Source organism: Streptomyces sp. NPDC023527 (assembly GCF_055560115.1).
The window spans coordinates 368845-385011 of sequence record NZ_JBVHJJ010000003.1; the positions used below are offsets into that span (position 1 = coordinate 368845).

Annotated in this window: 11 protein-coding genes; 2 read left to right on the forward strand and 9 right to left on the reverse strand. The window is 71.7% G+C overall.

The features are described 5' to 3' along the window. Positions 1–46: 46 nt before the first annotated feature. Genes ACZ303_RS08625 through ACZ303_RS08635 form a run of 3 tightly spaced genes read right to left on the reverse strand, consistent with a single transcriptional unit; the run spans position 47 to position 3591 of the window. Positions 47–1510 (reverse strand): aldehyde dehydrogenase family protein, encoded by a 1464-nt coding sequence (locus ACZ303_RS08625; protein WP_467336487.1) that lies wholly within the window; start codon positions 1508–1510, stop codon positions 47–49. Next, positions 1507–2667: an acyl-CoA dehydrogenase family protein gene (locus ACZ303_RS08630; protein WP_467336489.1), complete on the reverse strand. Its 1161-nt coding sequence runs from the start codon at positions 2665–2667 to the stop codon at positions 1507–1509. The genes ACZ303_RS08625 and ACZ303_RS08630 overlap by 4 nt, the downstream gene beginning before the upstream one ends. 12 nt (positions 2668–2679) lie before the next feature. Further along, on the reverse strand, positions 2680–3591 hold the full coding sequence (locus tag ACZ303_RS08635) for an SDR family NAD(P)-dependent oxidoreductase (protein ID WP_467336491.1): 912 nt from the start codon (positions 3589–3591) through the stop codon (positions 2680–2682). A gap of 145 nt (positions 3592–3736) precedes the next feature. Here ACZ303_RS08635 and ACZ303_RS08640 point away from each other — a divergent pair, with 145 nt between their 5' ends. Then, complete coding sequence (locus ACZ303_RS08640; protein ID WP_467336493.1) at positions 3737–4663, forward strand: cyclase family protein; 927 nt, start codon at positions 3737–3739, stop codon at positions 4661–4663. 336 nt (positions 4664–4999) lie between these two features. On the opposite strand, the gene ACZ303_RS08645 is transcribed toward ACZ303_RS08640, so the two are convergent. The 4 genes from ACZ303_RS08645 to ACZ303_RS08660 all read right to left on the reverse strand — a co-directional run bounded on the left by ACZ303_RS08645 (position 5000) and on the right by ACZ303_RS08660 (position 9358). Further along, a complete protein-coding gene (locus tag ACZ303_RS08645; protein ID WP_467336495.1) occupies positions 5000–5476 on the reverse strand; it encodes an ATP-binding protein in 477 nt (158 codons plus the stop codon). 400 nt (positions 5477–5876) lie between these two features. Then, positions 5877–6980, reverse strand: a complete 1104-nt coding sequence (locus ACZ303_RS08650) for an acyl-CoA dehydrogenase family protein (RefSeq protein ID WP_467336497.1) — start codon at positions 6978–6980, stop codon at positions 5877–5879. 2 nt (positions 6981–6982) lie between these two features. Continuing rightward, positions 6983–8152: an acyl-CoA dehydrogenase family protein gene (locus ACZ303_RS08655; protein WP_467336499.1), complete on the reverse strand. Its 1170-nt coding sequence runs from the start codon at positions 8150–8152 to the stop codon at positions 6983–6985. A 6-nt stretch (positions 8153–8158) separates the two neighbouring features. Then, positions 8159–9358, reverse strand: a complete 1200-nt coding sequence (locus tag ACZ303_RS08660) for an amidohydrolase family protein (RefSeq protein ID WP_467336501.1) — start codon at positions 9356–9358, stop codon at positions 8159–8161. A 140-nt stretch (positions 9359–9498) separates the two neighbouring features. Here ACZ303_RS08660 and ACZ303_RS08665 point away from each other — a divergent pair, with 140 nt between their 5' ends. After that, positions 9499–11094, forward strand: a complete 1596-nt coding sequence (locus ACZ303_RS08665) for a class I adenylate-forming enzyme family protein (RefSeq protein WP_467336503.1) — start codon at positions 9499–9501, stop codon at positions 11092–11094. Here the strand turns inward: ACZ303_RS08665 and ACZ303_RS08670 are convergent. After that, positions 11079–13793 carry a protein kinase gene (locus ACZ303_RS08670; RefSeq protein ID WP_467336505.1) on the reverse strand — a complete coding sequence of 905 codons (2715 nt, stop codon included), beginning with the start codon at positions 13791–13793 and terminating at the stop codon, positions 11079–11081. The two genes, ACZ303_RS08665 and ACZ303_RS08670, sit on opposite strands and share 16 nt — an antisense overlap. A gap of 267 nt (positions 13794–14060) precedes the next feature. Further along, on the reverse strand, positions 14061–15998 hold the full coding sequence (locus ACZ303_RS08675) for a serine/threonine-protein kinase (RefSeq protein WP_467336507.1): 1938 nt from the start codon (positions 15996–15998) through the stop codon (positions 14061–14063). Positions 15999–16167: the final 169 nt, after the last annotated feature.

A 16167-nucleotide genomic window follows, 5' to 3' on the forward strand; every position in this document is an offset into this window, starting at 1 on the left:
TTCGTCGCAGCAGTCGGGATGCCCGGGAACGGCGTGACAGGTGCGGTCAGGAAGGCCAGACCACCGACTGGAGTTCGCTGTACGCGTGCAGGGCGAAGGAGCCGCCGTCGCGGCCGATGCCGCTTTCCTTGAAGCCGCCGAAGGGTGTTTCGGGGTGCCGTTGAGCGGTGTTGATGCCGATGTTGCCGCTGCGCAGCCGGGCGGCGAGGCCCCAGGCATGGGCGGTGTCGGCACTGAAGATGTAGTCGTAGAGCCCGTACGAGGTGCTGTTGGCGATGCGGACCGCTTCGTCCTCGTCCTCGAAGGCGATCACGGCGACGACGGGCCCGAACAACTCCTCGCGGGCGACGGTCATGTCGGGGGTGACGTCGGTGATCAGGGTGGGTGCGGCGTAGAAGCCGGATTCGAGGTCGGGACGGGTGCCGCCGACGGCGATCCGGGCGCCTTGCGTACGGGCTCCGGCGATGTACGCCTCGACGCGGTCGCGTTGGGCGGCGGAGATCAGCGGGCCGACGATCGTGGAGTTATCCACAGGGTCCCCGATCGTCAGTGTCCCGGCGTAATGTGTGAGGCCGGTGACGACCTTCTCGTACAGCGATCGATGGACGAGCACCCGGGTCGGCGCCGTGCAGATCTGCCCACTGTGAAATGCCCAGACCGAACCGACCGCCCCGATCGCCGACTTGACCGCTTTTCCGTCGGCATCCCCCAGGACGATGGCCGCGCCTTTGCCACCCAGTTCCATCAAGATGCGCTTCATCGACCTCCCCGCGGCCTCGGCGATCTCCTTTCCCACAGCGGTGGACCCGGTGAAACTGATCATGTCGACGCCGGGGTGCGACACGAGCGCCTCGCCTGCGGCGGCGCCCGATCCGGTGACGACGTTGAAGACGCCGTCCGGGAGGCCGGCCTCCCGCAGGAGCGGGCCGAGGGCGAGGCAGCTGAGGGGGTCCTGCGGAGCCGGTTTCGCAACGACCGCGTTCCCCATGGCCAGAGCGGGTGCGGCCTTGCCCGCGAGATTGACGACCGGGAAGTTGTAGGAGGTGATGCAGCCGACGACGCCCACAGGGCGCCGGATCGCGGCGGCGCCGATCAGGCCGCCGGAGGCGAGCGGGCTGCCCGTTACGGTCCACGGCGCGAGCGGGATGACGGCCGGCTCGACCGCTCCCCGTGCGTAGCGGCGGAAGCGGTCCGCGGCCACGGGCACCTGTACGGCCGAGGTGACGCGCGTCGTCGCACCGGTCTCCGCCTGGAGGAGGCGTGCGAGCTCTTCTCCGCGTTCAGTGATCAGATCCGCTACCCGGTCCAGCACCGCCGCGCGCTCGCGCGGTGGTGTACGGGACCAGCCGTCCTGAGCGGCCCGCGCGGCGGCCACGGCTCGGGCGACTTCGGCGGGAGTCGCCTCCGGGGCCTCCCCGACGACCTTTTCGGTCGCCGGATTGACAATTGGATAGTGCCCTTTTTCCGGCGTGTGCCAGGAGCCGTCGATCCAGTGGCCGTACGAGGTCATGGGCGCGGCTCCTTGGGCAGGCCGAGCACGCGCTCGGCTATGACGGTGCGCTGGATCTCGTCCGAGCCGCCGTAGATGGTGTCGGCGCGGGAGAAAAGGAACTGGCGCTGGTCGTCGTCCAGTTCGTACGGGCGGTCGGGGCTCCAGTCGTACGGGCCGAGGGTGGCGGTCCGGCCCCGGACCTGGATGGCCAGTTCGCCGAGCCGCTGGTGCCAGCGGCCCCACAGGAGCTTGGCGACGCTGGGCGCTCCGGCGTCGGGTGCCGTTCCGAGGGTACGCAGGGCGTTCCAGCGCATGGTGCGCAGCTCCGCCCATTGCCGTACGAGCCGGTCGCGCGTCACCGGCTCCGCTGCGGCTCCCGTGTCCAGGGCCAGCCGGATCACGTGCGCCAGCTCGGCGGCGAAGCCGATCTGCTGGGCGAGGGTGGACACTCCGCGTTCCCGTCCGAGGAGGTCCATGGCGACCCGCCAGCCGTTGCCCTCGCCGCCGACGACATGGTCGGCGCGGGCCTGGGCTCCGTCGAAGAACACCTCGTTGAAGTCGGCGGCTCCGGACATCTGCCGGATCGGCCGGACGTCGATCCGGCCGGGCTGGTCTATCGGCACGAGCAGAAAGGAGAGCCCGTGATGCCGGTGGGACCCTTCGGTGGTGCGGGCCAGCAGGAAGCACCAGTCGGCCTCGTGGGCGTGGGAGGTCCAGATCTTCTGTCCGTTGATCCGGTAGGTGCCGCCTCCGTCGGCCCGTACCGCGGCGGTACGCACGGAGGCGAGGTCCGAGCCCGCTCCGGGTTCGCTGTAGCCCTGGCACCACAGTTCCTCGCCGCGGGCGATGGCAGGGAGGAAGCGGCCGCGCTGGGCGGCGTCGCCGTGGGCGAGGAGGGTGGGCGCGAGGAGGTTCTCGCCCATGTGACCGAGGCGGGCGGGTGCCTGGGCCCGGGCGTATTCCTCGGCCCATACGACCTGTCCGGCCAGGGTGGCGGTGCGGTTGCCGTAGGTGCCGTGGGTTCGGTCCCAGCCGAGGCCGATCCAGCCATCCGCGCCGAGCAGGCGTTCCCAGTCGCGGCGGCCGGGGGTGGGGGCGTTGGCGAGGTGTGCGTCGAGCCAGGCGCGCGCCTCCTGGCGGAACGCCTCGTCCTCCGGCCCGAATGCGAAGTCCACGCTCTCTCCTCGTCAGGCGTTGGGGCGTTCCTTGGAGGCTGCTGCCTTGGCCATGTCTTCGAGGCGGGCGAGCAGGGGCATCGGGTCGGTGCCGACGGTGCCGGGGAGGAGGTCGGCGATCTTCTCGGGGGTCCAGGCGCCTTCCGCGTAGGCCGCGCGCAGTTCGCGGGGCTGGGCCCAGACGGCGAGCTTGGGGCCGGCCACGGTATAGACCTGCCCGGTGATCCCCTCGCTCCGGGCCCGCTCGCTGAGCAGGTAGACGACCAGGGCCGCCACGTCCCGCGGTTCGCCGATCTCCGTCAGTTCCATCGGTACGTTGGCCGACATGCGGGTACGGGCCACTGGAGCGACGCAGTTGGCGGTGACGCCGTATTTGTTGAGGCCGAGGGCGGCACTGCGGACGAGTGAGATGACACCGCCCTTGGCGGCGGAGTAGTTGGCCTGGGCCACGCTGCCCTGGTGGTTGCCGCTGGTGAATCCGATGAGGGTGCCCGCTCCCTGGCGACGCATGACGGCGGAGGCGGCGCGGAAGACGGTGAAGGTGCCCTTCAGGTGGGTGGCGATGACCGGGTCCCACTCCTCCTCGGTCATGTTGAACAGCATCCGTTCCCGCAGGATGCCGGCGGCGCAGACGGCACCGTCGAGTCGCCCGTACCGCTCCAGGGCCGTGTCGACGATCCGCAGGCCGCCGGCCATGGTCGACACGTCGTCCGCGAGGGCGACGGCCTCGCCGCCGGCCGCTTCGATCTCCTTGACGACGGCCGCGGCGATGTCACTCGCCGGTTCGCCGCCGTCGATGGACACGCCGTAGTCGTTGACGACGACCTTCGCCCCCTCGGCCGCGCAGGCCAGGGCCACGGCCCGGCCGATGCCACGGCCGGCGCCGGTGACGGCGACCACCTTGCCGGCCAAGAAGTTCCCCATGCGGCGCCCCTCTCCGGGCTTCCGGCAGACACGCCGCGGAGGTACCGACGGACATGTCGCGGAGTTTCTGACGGACCGTTAGATTTTTGAGCAGAGCGGGCGCGGGCACAAGACCCGCACACGCCCCGATCCGTGGAGGGATCACATGCCACTGCCGCCGGAGTTCCACGACATCGCCAAGCGGGTGAACAACTGGGGTCGATGGGGCGAGGCCGATGAGATCGGCACGCTCAACCTCATCACGAACCCGGTGGTGCGGGAGGCCGCCTCGACGGTACGGACGGGCCGTCGCGTTCCGCTGGCCCTGCCGCTGCGACAGGACGGGGTGCAGATCGGATTGATCCCCGGCCGGGTCAACCCGTTGCACACGATGGTCGCGATCAATATGGAGGTCTTCGGGCCGGACACGGTGGCCACGAGCGACGACGCCGTGACGATGGGCCTGCAGGCGGCCACCCACTGGGACGGACTCCCCCACGTCTCGCACGGCGGGAGGATTTACAACGGCCGCCCGGCGGCGTCGATCACCGCCCATGAGCGCGCGGCCTTCAACGGGATCGACAAGGCCCGGGACGTCGTCTCACGCGGCGTTCTGCTCGACGTGGCCCGCGCACTGGGGGTCGAGCGGCTGGAAGCCGATCACGCGGTCGGCCCCGAGGATCTCGACAGGGCGGAGGAAATGGCCGGGGTCACGGTCCGCTCGGGCGACATCGTGCTCGTACGGACCGGACAGATGCAGCTGTATCTGGCGGGCGACAAGGAGGCGTACAGCTATCCGTCGCCCGGACTGTCGATCCGGACGCCCGAGTGGTTCCACGCCCGCGATGTCGCCGCGGTCGCCAATGACACGCTCACCTTCGAGATCTTCCCCCCGGAGATCCCTGACCTCTGGCTCCCGGTACACGCGCTCGATCTGGTCGAGATGGGAATGCTGCAAGGCCAGAACTGGAACCTGGAGGAGCTGTCGAAACTCTGCGCGGAGGAACGGCGTTACGAATTCCTTCTGGCCGCCACTCCGGAGCCGTTCGTCGGCGGGGTGGGCTCCCCTGTCGCACCGGTCGCGGTGCTCTGAACGCCGAATCCACCCGGATGGCCCACCCGAACCACCCCGCCCACCAGCTCACCGGGCGGAGAGCCCGATGCCCCGACGCCAAGTCCTCTCCGGCCCCTTGAGTCGCCGGCCCATGAAAGACGGGCGGGCGGCGACGCGCCGATGCGCACCCCGAGCACGGCACCGCACGTCGCCGCCAGCTCCGGCGCTGAAGCCCTGTGTGCGCCGGATCGCGACCCGCACTCGCCAAGGCAGCCCTTACGAACGGGCCTCTCGACGTCCCCTCGCAACGAATCGCTGCATCCAAGGGTGATCACGTGGACACTTCACGTCAACACCTGGTCTGGACTTTGTCGATTAAGCCCCATTTGTCACGGCGCGCGAGGACTCGAAGGCGCCGACCCATGACGATGCCCCTCGGTCGACCTCGCACCAGATGCGCTTGCCGTTGCCTTCCGCCTGCCAGCCCCAGCGGTCGGCGAGGCCGTCCACCAGCTCCAGGCCCCTGCCACCGGTGTCATCACCTTCCGCACGCCGTCGGCGGGGCGGGCGGGAGCTGATGTCGGCGACCTCGACGCGGACGGTGCCCGAGCAGACCTCGGCGGCGCCGGCGGGACCGCCGGCATCCGGGAAGAGCATGCGCAGCACGGCGGGGCAGCCGGTGTGCACCACGGCGTTGGTGACGAGCTCCGAGATCAACAGGATCAGCGTCTCGGCCAGGGGCTCATCGACGCCTATCCCGGATCCCGCGAGCCGCGACCTTGCCCACTTGCGGGCCCGCCCCACCTCCGCGGGGTCGGCCCGGACCTCCATCTGCATCTGAAGCACCTGCACCGCTCACACCATCCGAACCGGCGGACACAACGCCTCGCGTCTCCGAGGGATCACGGAACGTGATCTCCTTCCGAGACAGCATGATTGACGCTCAGTCACCTCAACAAGCGCTTCGGGCATATTCCGGCGCAAAGGAGTATGCGTACTGCATACTGTGCGACGCGCGCTGCGGAGACTCGAACATCGGGGGACCACGGGCCCCGTTCCGATACGAGCGCCAGGTTTTTTCCCGCCCGACGTCGCCACATGAGTAACGTCCGACTCGCTGCGCCTCTGAACCACTCGCATCCTAGGGAGAGTACCGGAGGGGGAGGTCGACTCCGGTGTGTAACGAGTAACACACAGGACACAGCCTGATATCGACGGTCTGTGATCGGTTATGTATGACATGGGCGGCATTTCACCCATGCCGATTAAGGCCTGACATTTTCTCCAGCCGACCCCCGGCCAAAACACGCGACGGCACTTCCGCCTCCGCGTCGATGAGCAGACTGTTCGCAAGGAATTCCTCCGCCTCCGCGGCCGACTGCCACTGACCGGCGTGTATCCAGGCGCGTTTGAGGTGCAGGTGGACATCCGCCGCCCAGGTGAAGCCCAGGCCACCGTGCACTTGCAGACAGTCACGGGCATTGCGGATGGCTGCACTGTCCGCAAGCAGCTTCGCCCCGGCGACATCGGCCGGGTCCTCGGTCAACGACGCCGCGTAGACGCTCGCGCGAGCCATCTCCAGGCGTATGTGCATCTCGGCGCACAGATGTTGGACGGATTGGAACATACCGATCGGGCGGCCGAACTGGATTCGGCGCCCGGCGTGGGTGACGGCCATCTCGACGGTGCGCCGGGCGCTGCCCAGTTGCTGTGCGGCGGTCAGCAGAGCGGCCTCGCGGCGCATGCGCGCGGCATCCGCCGTGACGCCAAGTGAGCCTGTCACCAAGGGCGCAGGGAACCGCGGGGCATGGTGCAGGGGCGTCGCGGGGTCGACCGAGCGGATGGGGCGCGCGCCGAGCGCCTCGGGCGCCTTTCCCACGCCCGTCTCCAGCGGGCGGACGTCGGCGCCGTGGAGCAGCAGCACGGCGTCCGCCGACGCGAGGTGCTCGGCCGTTCCGGGCCGGTCCAGGGCCGTGACGATCCGGCTGCCGTCGGCGGCGCCCGGCACCAGGCCCGCGGCGAGGTGCGTGGCGACCAGCGGACCGGGCAGCAGCGCCCGCCCCGCCTCCTCGAAGAGGAGCACGGCCTCCGGCAGCCCCAGCCCCACCCCGCCGCTCTCTTCGGGCAGCCGCAGCGCGAAGAGGCCGGCTTCCCCCAGGGCTCGCCACAGCACCCGCCCGGGGACCTCGGCGATGCCCTGACCGCCTCCCTCGCCGCCCTCGCCGGCCCCGTCGCCCCCGCCGCCCTCACCGCCGTCGACCAGGGCCCGTAGGCGCTCGCGCGGGAACCGTGCCGCCAGGAGCTCGCGCATGCCCGCCCGGAGCGCGCGCTGGTCGTCGGTCAGCCGGAAGTCCATGATCACCGAGCCTTGGGGAGGCCGAGGAGGCGCTCGGCGACGATGTTCCGCTGGATCTGGGAGGTGCCCGCGGCGATCGTGTACGAGAGCGAGGAGAGGCGGTCGGCGGTCCACTCCTGGCCGACGTCGAGGGACTCGGGCCCCAGGACCTCGGCGGCCGCCTCGTAGAGCTCCTGGCGCGCCTGGGAGTAACGCAGCTTGAAGACGGAGCCCGCGGCGCCCGGCACGCCGCCCCGGCCGCTGCGGGAGGCGTGTTCGGCCGCGCTGACGTTCCACTGCGTCAGCCGCCACAGGGCACCGAATTCGGCGTGCAGGCGACCGAGGCGGCGGCGCAGTACGGCGTCGTCCCAGCGGCCGTTGGCCCGGGCCGTCCGGGCGAGTTCGGCGAGGGTGCGGCGGCAGGCGACGACCTCCCCCACGAAGGCCGTGCCGCGCTCGAAGGAGAGGGTGACCATGGTGACGCGCCAGCCGTCGTTCTCGGCGCCGAGACGGTGGCCGACGGGTACCCGCACCTCGTCGAGGAAGACCTCGGCGAACTCCGTGGACCCTGCGAGGGTGCGCAGGGGCCGTACGGTCACGCCGGGCGCGTCCATGGGCAGGGCGAGCCAGGAGATGCCCCGATGGCGGGGGGCGGTGGGGTCCGTACGGACGAGGAGTTCGCACCAGTCGGCGACCTCGGCGTGCGAGGTCCACAGCTTGGTTCCGGTGACGACGTAGGTGTCGCCGTCGCGGACGGCGCGGGTGCGCAGGGCGGCGAGGTCGGAGCCGGCCTCGGGCTCGGAGAAGCCCTGGCACCAGATCTCCTCGCCGCGCAGGATGGGCGGCAGCCAGCGCGCCCGCTGCTCGGCGGTTCCCTCCGCCGCGATGGTGGGTCCGGCGTGGAGGAGGCCGACGAAGTTGGCGCCCACATAGGGCGCGCCGGCCCGTTCGGTCTCCTCCAGGAAGATCAGGTGCCGGGTGGGGCCGGCGCCCTGGCCGCCGGCGTCGGTGGGCCAGTGCAGTCCGGCGTAACCGGCGTCGTAGAGGGCGCGTTGCCAGGCGAGGTCGTAGGCGCGGCGGGCGGGCCAGTCCGTGGCGGGCGGCGCGGGGGGAAGTGTCGGCAGTGTTTCCCTGAGCCAGGCGCGGAGTCGTTGCCGGAATTCTTCCTCAACTTCCGTTGTGGAGAGGTCCATCGACGCTCACGCGCCGGTCCGGTCGAGGTCCAGTCCGAGCATGCGGATGGCGTTGCCGCGCATCAATTTGTGGACGGTTTCGTCGTCCAGGCCCTTCACGTGGTCGAGCGCGACGTCCTTTGTGTGGGGGAAGGTCGAGTCGACATGGGGATAGTCGGTTTCGAAGGTGGCGTTGTCGCGTCCGACGGCATCGAGCGAGGCGACTCCGTGTTTATCGCGGAAGAAGCAGCAGAAGATCTGCCGGTAGTAATAGGTGGAGGGCGGTTCGGGGATCAGATCGCGCACTCCGCCCCAGGCACGGTGTTCCTTCCATACGTCGTCGGCGCGCTCCAGGGCGTAGGGAATCCATCCCATCTGGCCCTCGCTGTAGGCGAGTTTGAGGCGGGGGAACTTCACGAGCACGCCGCTGAAAAGGAAGTCGGTCATCGAGGCCATGGCGTTGTTGAAGGACAGCGTGGCCTGCACGGCGACGGGAGCGTCCGGGGAGGCGGCGGGCATCTGCGAGGACGAGCCGATGTGCATGTTGACGACGGTGCCGGTCTCCTGGCAGACGGCGAAGAAGGGGTCCCAGTAGCCGGAGTGGATGCTGGGCAGGCCCAGGTGGGTGGGGATCTCGCTGAAGGTCACGGCCCGTACGCCCCGGGCGGCGTTGCGCCGGATCTCCGCGACGGCGAGGTCGATGTCCCACAGCGGGATGAGGCAGAGCGGGATCAGCCGGCCGCCGCTGTCGCCGCACCATTCCTCGACCATCCAGTCGTTGTAGGCCCGTACGCACGCCAGGGCGACATCCTTGTCGTGGGCCTCGGCGAAGGTCTGGCCGCAGAAGCGCGGGAAGGTGGGGAAGCACAGGGACGCCTCGACGTGGTTGAGGTCCATGTCCTTCAGGCGCTCGGCCGGGTCCCAGCAGCCGGGTCGCATCTCGGCGCGGGTGATGCCCTCCAGGGTCATGTCGTCGCGGTCGAAGCCGACGGCGGCGATGTTGCGCTTGTACGGGAAGGCGAGGTCCTCGTAGATCCACCAGTCGGCGGGCGGCCCGTCGGGGTCCATGGTGATGGTGTAGGCGCCACCGGTGTACTTCAGTTCGCCGATTCCGGTGGTGAGGGGGTGGGGCCCGTGTTCGCGGTAGCGGGCGGGGAGCCAGGTGTCGAAGAGGTGGGCGGGCTCGATCACATGGTCGTCGACGCTGACGATGCGCGGCAGTTCCATCGGAACCCCTCTCGGCCAAATCTGACGGTACGTCAGCCAGCAGGTGAGAGGCTAGCCCGCACCCCCTGGACCGACAAGCCGCGACGCCCTACGCTTCCCGCCACACCTGCCGCCCAGCCAGTCGACGCGGGGAGACGCCCATGACCGGTACCGCCGACCTGGCCGCCTCCCGCACCCTGTGGGAGCTGCTCGAACGCCGCGCCGCCCGTACCCCTGACGCCAGTGCCCTCATCCAGGCCGACGACCCGGGGCCCACGGGAGCCGACCGGAGCGTCGCCTTCGGCGCTCTGCGGGACCGGGCGGAGCGTGTGGCCGCCGGGCTGTACGGGCTCGGGGTCCGCCCCGGCAGCACGGTCGCCTGGCAGCTGCCCACCCGTATCGAGACGGTCGTCCTGTCCTTCGCCCTGGCCCGCCTCGGCGCCGTCCAGAGCCCGATCGTCCCCTTCCACCGCGACCGGGAGGTCGGCCACGCGCTCCGGGCCACGGAGGCCGGGTTCTTCGCGATGCCCGGCGTGTGGCGGGGCTTCGACCACAGCGTGATGGCCTACCGCCTCGCCCTCGGCCTGCCCTCACCCCCGCTGGTGTTCACGGCCTACGACGCGCTCCCGGACGGCGATCCGGCCCTCCTCCCGCCGCCACCGGCGGACGGCACCGCTGTCCGCTGGATCTACTGGACCTCCGGCACCACCTCCGCCCCCAAGGGCGCCCTGCACACGGACCGGAGTCTCATCGCCGCCGGGACCTCCCTCGCCAGGACCCTGCGCCCGAGCGCGGACGACATCGGCTCCATGGCCTTCCCCTACGCCCACGTCGCCGGGCCCGACTACACGGTGATGCAGATGCTGTGCGGCTTCCCCTGCCTGCTCCTGGAGCACTTCGCGCTCCCGGGCTCGCTCAGCGCCTACCGCCGCCACGGCGTCACCCTCGCGGGCGGCTCCACCGCCTTCTACTCCATGTTCCTCGCCGAACAGCGCAAGGACCCCGCCCACAAGCTCATCCCCACCCTGCGCCTGATGGCGGGCGGTGGCGCGCCCAAGCCTCCCGAGCTCTACCACCAGGTCGTCGGCGAACTCGGCTGCCGGCTCACCCACGGCTACGGCATGACCGAAGCCCCGATGATCACCATGGGCGATCCGGACGACACCGCCGACCACCTGGCCACCACGGACGGCCGGCCGCCCGAGGGGATGCGGATCCGCGTGGTCGACGCGGACGGCAAGCCCGTGCCACCCGGCACGGACGGGCACATACGGCTGCGCGGCGAGGCCGTCTGCCGCAGCTACCTCGACCCGTTCCAGAGCGCCGAGTCCTTCGACGCGGACGGCTTCCTCATCACCGGCGACATCGGCCACCTCACCCCCGACGGCCATCTCGTCCTCACCGGACGCGCGAAGGACGTCATCATCCGCAAGGGCGAGAACATCTCCGCCCAGGAGGTCGAACAGCTCCTCCACGGCCACCCCGCCATCGCGGACATCGCGGTCATCGGCCTCCCCGACCAGGCACGCGGCGAACGCGTCTGCGCGGTCGTCCAGCAGCGCGCCGGGGCCGCGCCGCTCACCCTCGACGACCTCGCGTCCTACCTCCGGGGCGCCGGCCTGTCCGTACACAAGATCCCCGAGCAGCTTGAGCTGGTCGAGGCGATGCCCCGCGACAACACGCTGCGCAAGGTCCTCAAGCACCAGCTGCGCGAACGCTTCTCCGACGGGGCCGGGGAGGATCAGCCGGTGCGGTAGGTGGCCGTGGCCTGGTCGAAGTAGCCGTCGACCGAGCGTTGTTCGTTCATCGGACCGATGACCTGGAGGACGTGATAGCTGCCGTCCAGGATCATCGCGGAGTTGCGCACATAGACCTGACGGCCGCTGCTGTCGTTCCAGTTGAAGGTGCCCTCCGCCGACGCCGTCCGGCCGACGTCCATGCGGCGCAGGCCGGAGGCGCCCGACCAGGAGGAGGAGCGGTACGCGTCCAGCTCGGGCTCCTTGCTCTGCTGGTACGCCATCGGATCGCCGCCGAACTCGGCCACCTTGTCCCGGCCCGGCACGACGATCAGCTGGAAGTCGCCGCCGGCGTAGACGACCTGGCCCCGGTCGTTCGCGCCCCGGCGCTGCCAGTCCTTGGCGACCGCCACGGTGAACTTCTCGGGGTCCCGGCGCAACGTGAAGCCCTTGGCGATCCCACTGGGCTCGGTCGTCGGCTCCGCCGCAGACCGGGAGGACGCCGGCCGCACCCCACCCGTCGGGGCCGCGCTCATCAACCCGGCCGCGCCCGTACGGTCCGCGGGCTCCCGCCCGGCGCTGTCCTTCGCGCCCGGCATGAACAGCATCGCGTACAGCACCGCGCCGATCAGCACGAGCAGTATCAGTCCCAGCAGCATCCGGCCGAGGCTGCGGGAGGTGCGCCGGGCGGGTACGCGCTGCTCCTGGAGGTGCCCTGTCGCATGGGTCCTGAGCCGCGGCCGCTCCTGCTCCTTGACCGTCTTCTTGTGCCGGCCGTGTGCGGTGGCCGCCGCCGGTTCCGCGGCGGCGGCCGGGCGGCCGCGTCTGCGGCGCACCAGCTCGCCCTTGCGCCGGACGATGGGCAGCCGGTGCTGGTCGGCGGGGGTGCCCGGGCCGAGCGAGGGCACGGTGACCGTGCGGGTGCCCAGGTCCGGTTCCGGCGCGGACCGGATCAGGGACCGCAGCCAGCCGCGGAGCTCCTCGAACTCCGGGCGCTCGGTCGGTTCCTTGCGCATCAGCGACTCGACGACGGGCCGCAGCGCCCCGCACTCCTCCGCATAGGCGGGGGGCTCGGCGCAGACGATCCGGACCAGGTCGGTGGTGCTCTCCTCCGGATACGGGGCGTGCCCCTGCACGACGCGGAAGAGCAGGGCACCCAGCGCCCAGAGATCGGCGGCGGGGCCTACGGGGGGCGCCAGCTGCCAGTTCTCCCGCACCGGCCACGCCTGCTCCGGCGCCCATCGCTCGGTGACGGCGCCGACCACCACCATGCGCGCCTGCCGCGCCCGCTCGGCGGCGAGGGCGCTCGCGGGCTGCCCGGCACCGTCCCAGCGGCCTGTGCCGGCCACCCCACCTCCGTACGCGCCCGAGTCACCCCGGTCCTGCCCCGAAGCGCAAACCGAAGCCGAAGCGTCAGCCGAAGCGGAAGCCGGATCAGCAGCCGAAGCGTCAGCCGAAAAGACGGCCGCAGTGGCATCCGCGGAAGGGGCCGCGCCGTCCTCGTCCGGCCGGGGTGTCCGCTGCGCCGGTCCCGGCGGCGGCGCACCGGGGCCGGTGCGCCGCGTACGGCCGGAGGACGTGCCGTGGACGAGGGAGTCGGCGGTCCACGGGGACGGCGCGGGGGCGGTGCCGCTGGCGGCGCTGCCCCCACCCCAGGTGGACGTGCCGGTGGAGGTGGGCGGCGCGCCTTCTACCGCGGCGCGCGCGGCGGCGGCCCGGGCGCCCGCGCGGTACGCGGCGATCGCCCCGGCTCGCACGGCGCGCGGGTCCTGCGGCGCGCTCCGCCCGTCGGCCGCGCCCGGCCGCGCCCCGGGCGGGGCGCCGGCGTCACGCGGCGGCCTGCTCCCGGACGGCGCGCCGCCCTGCGGCAGGAACCCGCCGGCCGCACCCTGATCGCGATACGCGGGCCCGCGCTCGCCTCCCTGCGGCGGGACCCCGGGCGCGCCGGACTTGCCGACCGGCCCGGCCTTACCGGCCGCCCCCGCCGAGGCGCCGCCACCGGATCCCGCCCCGGCGGAGCCGTTACGTCCGGCCCCGCCCTGAGAAGCGCCGCCACCAGCCGGGACACCTGGCCCACCCGGCCCACGCTGCCCGGGCAGAGCCACACCGGCCGCCGCCTCCGCACCCATCGCCCCCCGAGGGACGGGGTCGTATCCGCACAGCGCTTCCTCGGCGGCGCCGGCCGCCAGGCCGGTCAGTATGGCGCGGCCGTCGTCGCAGATCAGGACGGTCCGGGTGGTGATGTTGCGATGGGTCCAGCCCTGGGCGTGGAGGGCCCGGAGGGCGGTGAGGACGTCGGCGGCCACCTCGGCGGCGCGGTGGGGCGAGAGGGTCCGCTCCGTCAGGAGCGCGGCGAGGGGACGGGCCGAGACCAGTTCGCTGACGATCCACAGGCTGTCCCCTTCCGCGAAGACGTGGAAGACCTGGTCGAGCCGCGGATGGTCGGGGACCCGCGCGGCCGCACTCGCGGCCGCCAGCGCCCGGCGCACCGCCGGATCGCCCGGCTCCCGCGCGACGCCCCCCACGATCCCGCCGTCGCGGGCGCCCTCTTCACCGACGAGCTCGGCCTCGACGACCTCCGGCAACGGGATCTGCCGGACGCGGACTTCCTGACCGCTGTAGGTGTCGAAGGCGCGCGTCTCGACGAGTTCGAACACATCGGACGGCGGCAGCGGCAGGCGATAGCGGTCGGCGAGCACCCGTCCCGCGTAGTCGTCCACGACGCCTCCCCAAGCGCGCGATCCACGCCATCGCCCGAATACCGTCAACTCCGGCCATTAAGCTGCTCATGACCGCACTGATCGCCGCTCATTCCCGGTCGATCTCGGTTCACCACGGCTGCGCACGGTTCACGACGACTCACGATACGTGGCGAGCCCGCCCCTTCGGGCCCGTACGGCTCAGTACGTCGCACCCCGCGCCGTCAGTCCTGCCCCATCAGGCCGCCCGGCAAGCCGAACCCTCACCGGCAACGTGGTCGGGGTCGCTCAGTCCTCCGGACGGAAGGTCCTGAAGGCCGTGTCGCGCAGCTCCCGGCACTCGCTCTCCGCCCACTTGCCCTTCTCGCAAGTGATCATGATTGCGTAGCCGTGGCTGTCGTCCACCTTGAAGCCGCGGTTGAGGACCCGCACGCGCTTGTCGCTCTGGTCGCGCTCGAAGGACCAGTCCGCGACGGTCGGATAGTCGTGGCCGTCCCAGCCGTGGACCTCCTTGATGCCGAGGCCCTTGTACTTCGGCATGCTGGTCCTCGCGCCGGACTCGGCCTCGCGCCACGACTTGGCGGCGTCCGACTGCGGTTCGGGCCCGAAGTCGACCTGGACCCGCGGGAAGCCGCCCGACGCGCTGTAGATCGCGCCGGAGTGCTCGCCCGCCGTACCGGTCTGCTTCCAGCCCTTGGGTATGTCGATGGCGAAGTGGTACTCGTCGTTCTCGACCTTGGCGAACGCGGACTCGCCGGCCTTGCCGCCGGCGCCCTTGTCGCCGTCGTCCTTGCCGTCGCTGTCCTTGCCGTCGCTGCCCTTGCCGCCGTCCCGCTTGCCGTCGGGGGCCGCAGCGGCGCCGGCGCCGGGCGTCGGCATCGAGGCGGCGGCCGACGTGATCTCCTCGCCGTTCCTGCCGCCGAGCCCCTTGTCGCCCTCGTCGCCGCCGAGCGTGAAGGCGAGCACGGTGCCGACGACGGCCAGGACGACCACCACCGCCACGATGACGATCGTGCGACGCGGCACGACCTCCATGACCGAGGCACGCTCCCAGGTCACCCGGTGCGGGCTGGGACCGAGCGCGGTGGTCGGCGCGTCCGAGCGGGCGGAATGCGGAGCACCGGCGGAGTTCGCGGCCGACGCCGACCCCCGCGCGCCACCGGCTCCGGTCGCCGAGGCGGCGCCCGCCTTCTTCAACGGCGACTTCAAGGACGGCTTCCCCGCCGTCCCCGAAGCCTTCGAGGGCGCCCTGTCGGCCCCTCTCGCCCGCGCGTTCGTCTTCGAGGAGGGCCCGGGCCGCTCCGTCTCGGGAATCACCGGTATGGCCATGGCCTGCGTGGCGTCCACGTCCCGCGCCACGGGCGACGCCTTCGGGCGGCGCTCGTCGGGGGCGTTGACCGCGCCGTTCAACAGCGCCCGCGCGCCCGCCTCGTCCAGCCGCTTCTCGGGGTCCTTGGCAAGCAGCCCGTACATCACCTCGGCCAGCGGCCCCGCGTTCTTCGGCGGTCCCAGCGGCTCCGTCATCACGGCGGTCAGGGTGGCTATGGCCGAACCCTTGTCGTAAGGAGGAGCGCCCTCGACGGCGGCGTACAGCAGGCCGCCCAGCGACCACAGGTCCGCCGGCGGGCCGGGCTTGTGGCCGCGCGCCCGCTCCGGGGATATGTAGGAAGGGGCTCCGACCAGCATGCCCGTGGAGGTCACCGACGGGTCGCCCTCGACCTGCGCGATGCCGAAGTCGGTGAGGACGACCCGGCCGTCCTCGGCGATGAGCACATTGGAGGGCTTCACGTCGCGGTGGAGGATGCCCTGGCGGTGCGCCGCGCCCAGCACGTCGAGGACGGCCAGTCCGACCTCCGCGGCGCGCCGCCACTGCAGCGGCCCGTCCTCGCGGATGACATCGGCGAGCGAGCGGCCCTCGATGAGCTCCATGACGATCCACGGCCGGTCGTCCTCGTGCACCACGTCGTAGACGGTGACGGCGCCGGCGCTGCGGATGCGGGCGATCGCCTTCGCCTCGCGCAGCGTCCGTGTGATGAGACGGCGCTTTTCGTCCTCGTCGATATTGGCCGGGAACCGCAGTTCCTTCACCGCGACCGTACGGCCCAGGGTCTCGTCGGTCGCCCGCCAGACCGTGCCCATGCCACCACGACCGAGGACGCCCCCGAGGCGGTACCGCCCGGCCAGGAGGCGCCCTGCCGTGCCCTGCGTCTGCTCCGCCTCCGACATGCGTCCCCTCTGGCAATCAGCTCTGCGACCAACCGACCCTGGCAGAGCCACCATTGTCTCTCATCCGCGGACCGGCGGAAGGCCAGGGTCCGCGGCACCCGTGGATGATGAGCGCATGCCGCCGCATTCCACCTCATCGCGCCGCGCGCCGACCACTGTCGCGCTGACC

Excerpts from the sequence above, each read along its gene's own strand:
- ACZ303_RS08640 (WP_467336493.1), top strand. The coding sequence starts at position 3,737 with ATGCCACTGCCGCCGGAGTTCCACGACATCGCCAAGCGGGTGAACAAC.
- ACZ303_RS08655 (WP_467336499.1), bottom strand. The coding sequence starts at position 8,152 with ATGGACCTCTCCACAACGGAAGTTGAGGAAGAATTCCGGCAACGACTC.
- ACZ303_RS08665 (WP_467336503.1), top strand. The coding sequence starts at position 9,499 with ATGACCGGTACCGCCGACCTGGCCGCCTCCCGCACCCTGTGGGAGCTG.
- ACZ303_RS08660 (WP_467336501.1), bottom strand. The coding sequence starts at position 9,358 with ATGGAACTGCCGCGCATCGTCAGCGTCGACGACCATGTGATCGAGCCC.
- ACZ303_RS08650 (WP_467336497.1), bottom strand. The coding sequence starts at position 6,980 with ATGGACTTCCGGCTGACCGACGACCAGCGCGCGCTCCGGGCGGGCATG.
- ACZ303_RS08635 (WP_467336491.1), bottom strand. The coding sequence starts at position 3,591 with ATGGGGAACTTCTTGGCCGGCAAGGTGGTCGCCGTCACCGGCGCCGGC.
- ACZ303_RS08625 (WP_467336487.1), bottom strand. The coding sequence starts at position 1,510 with ATGACCTCGTACGGCCACTGGATCGACGGCTCCTGGCACACGCCGGAA.
- ACZ303_RS08675 (WP_467336507.1), bottom strand. The coding sequence starts at position 15,998 with ATGTCGGAGGCGGAGCAGACGCAGGGCACGGCAGGGCGCCTCCTGGCC.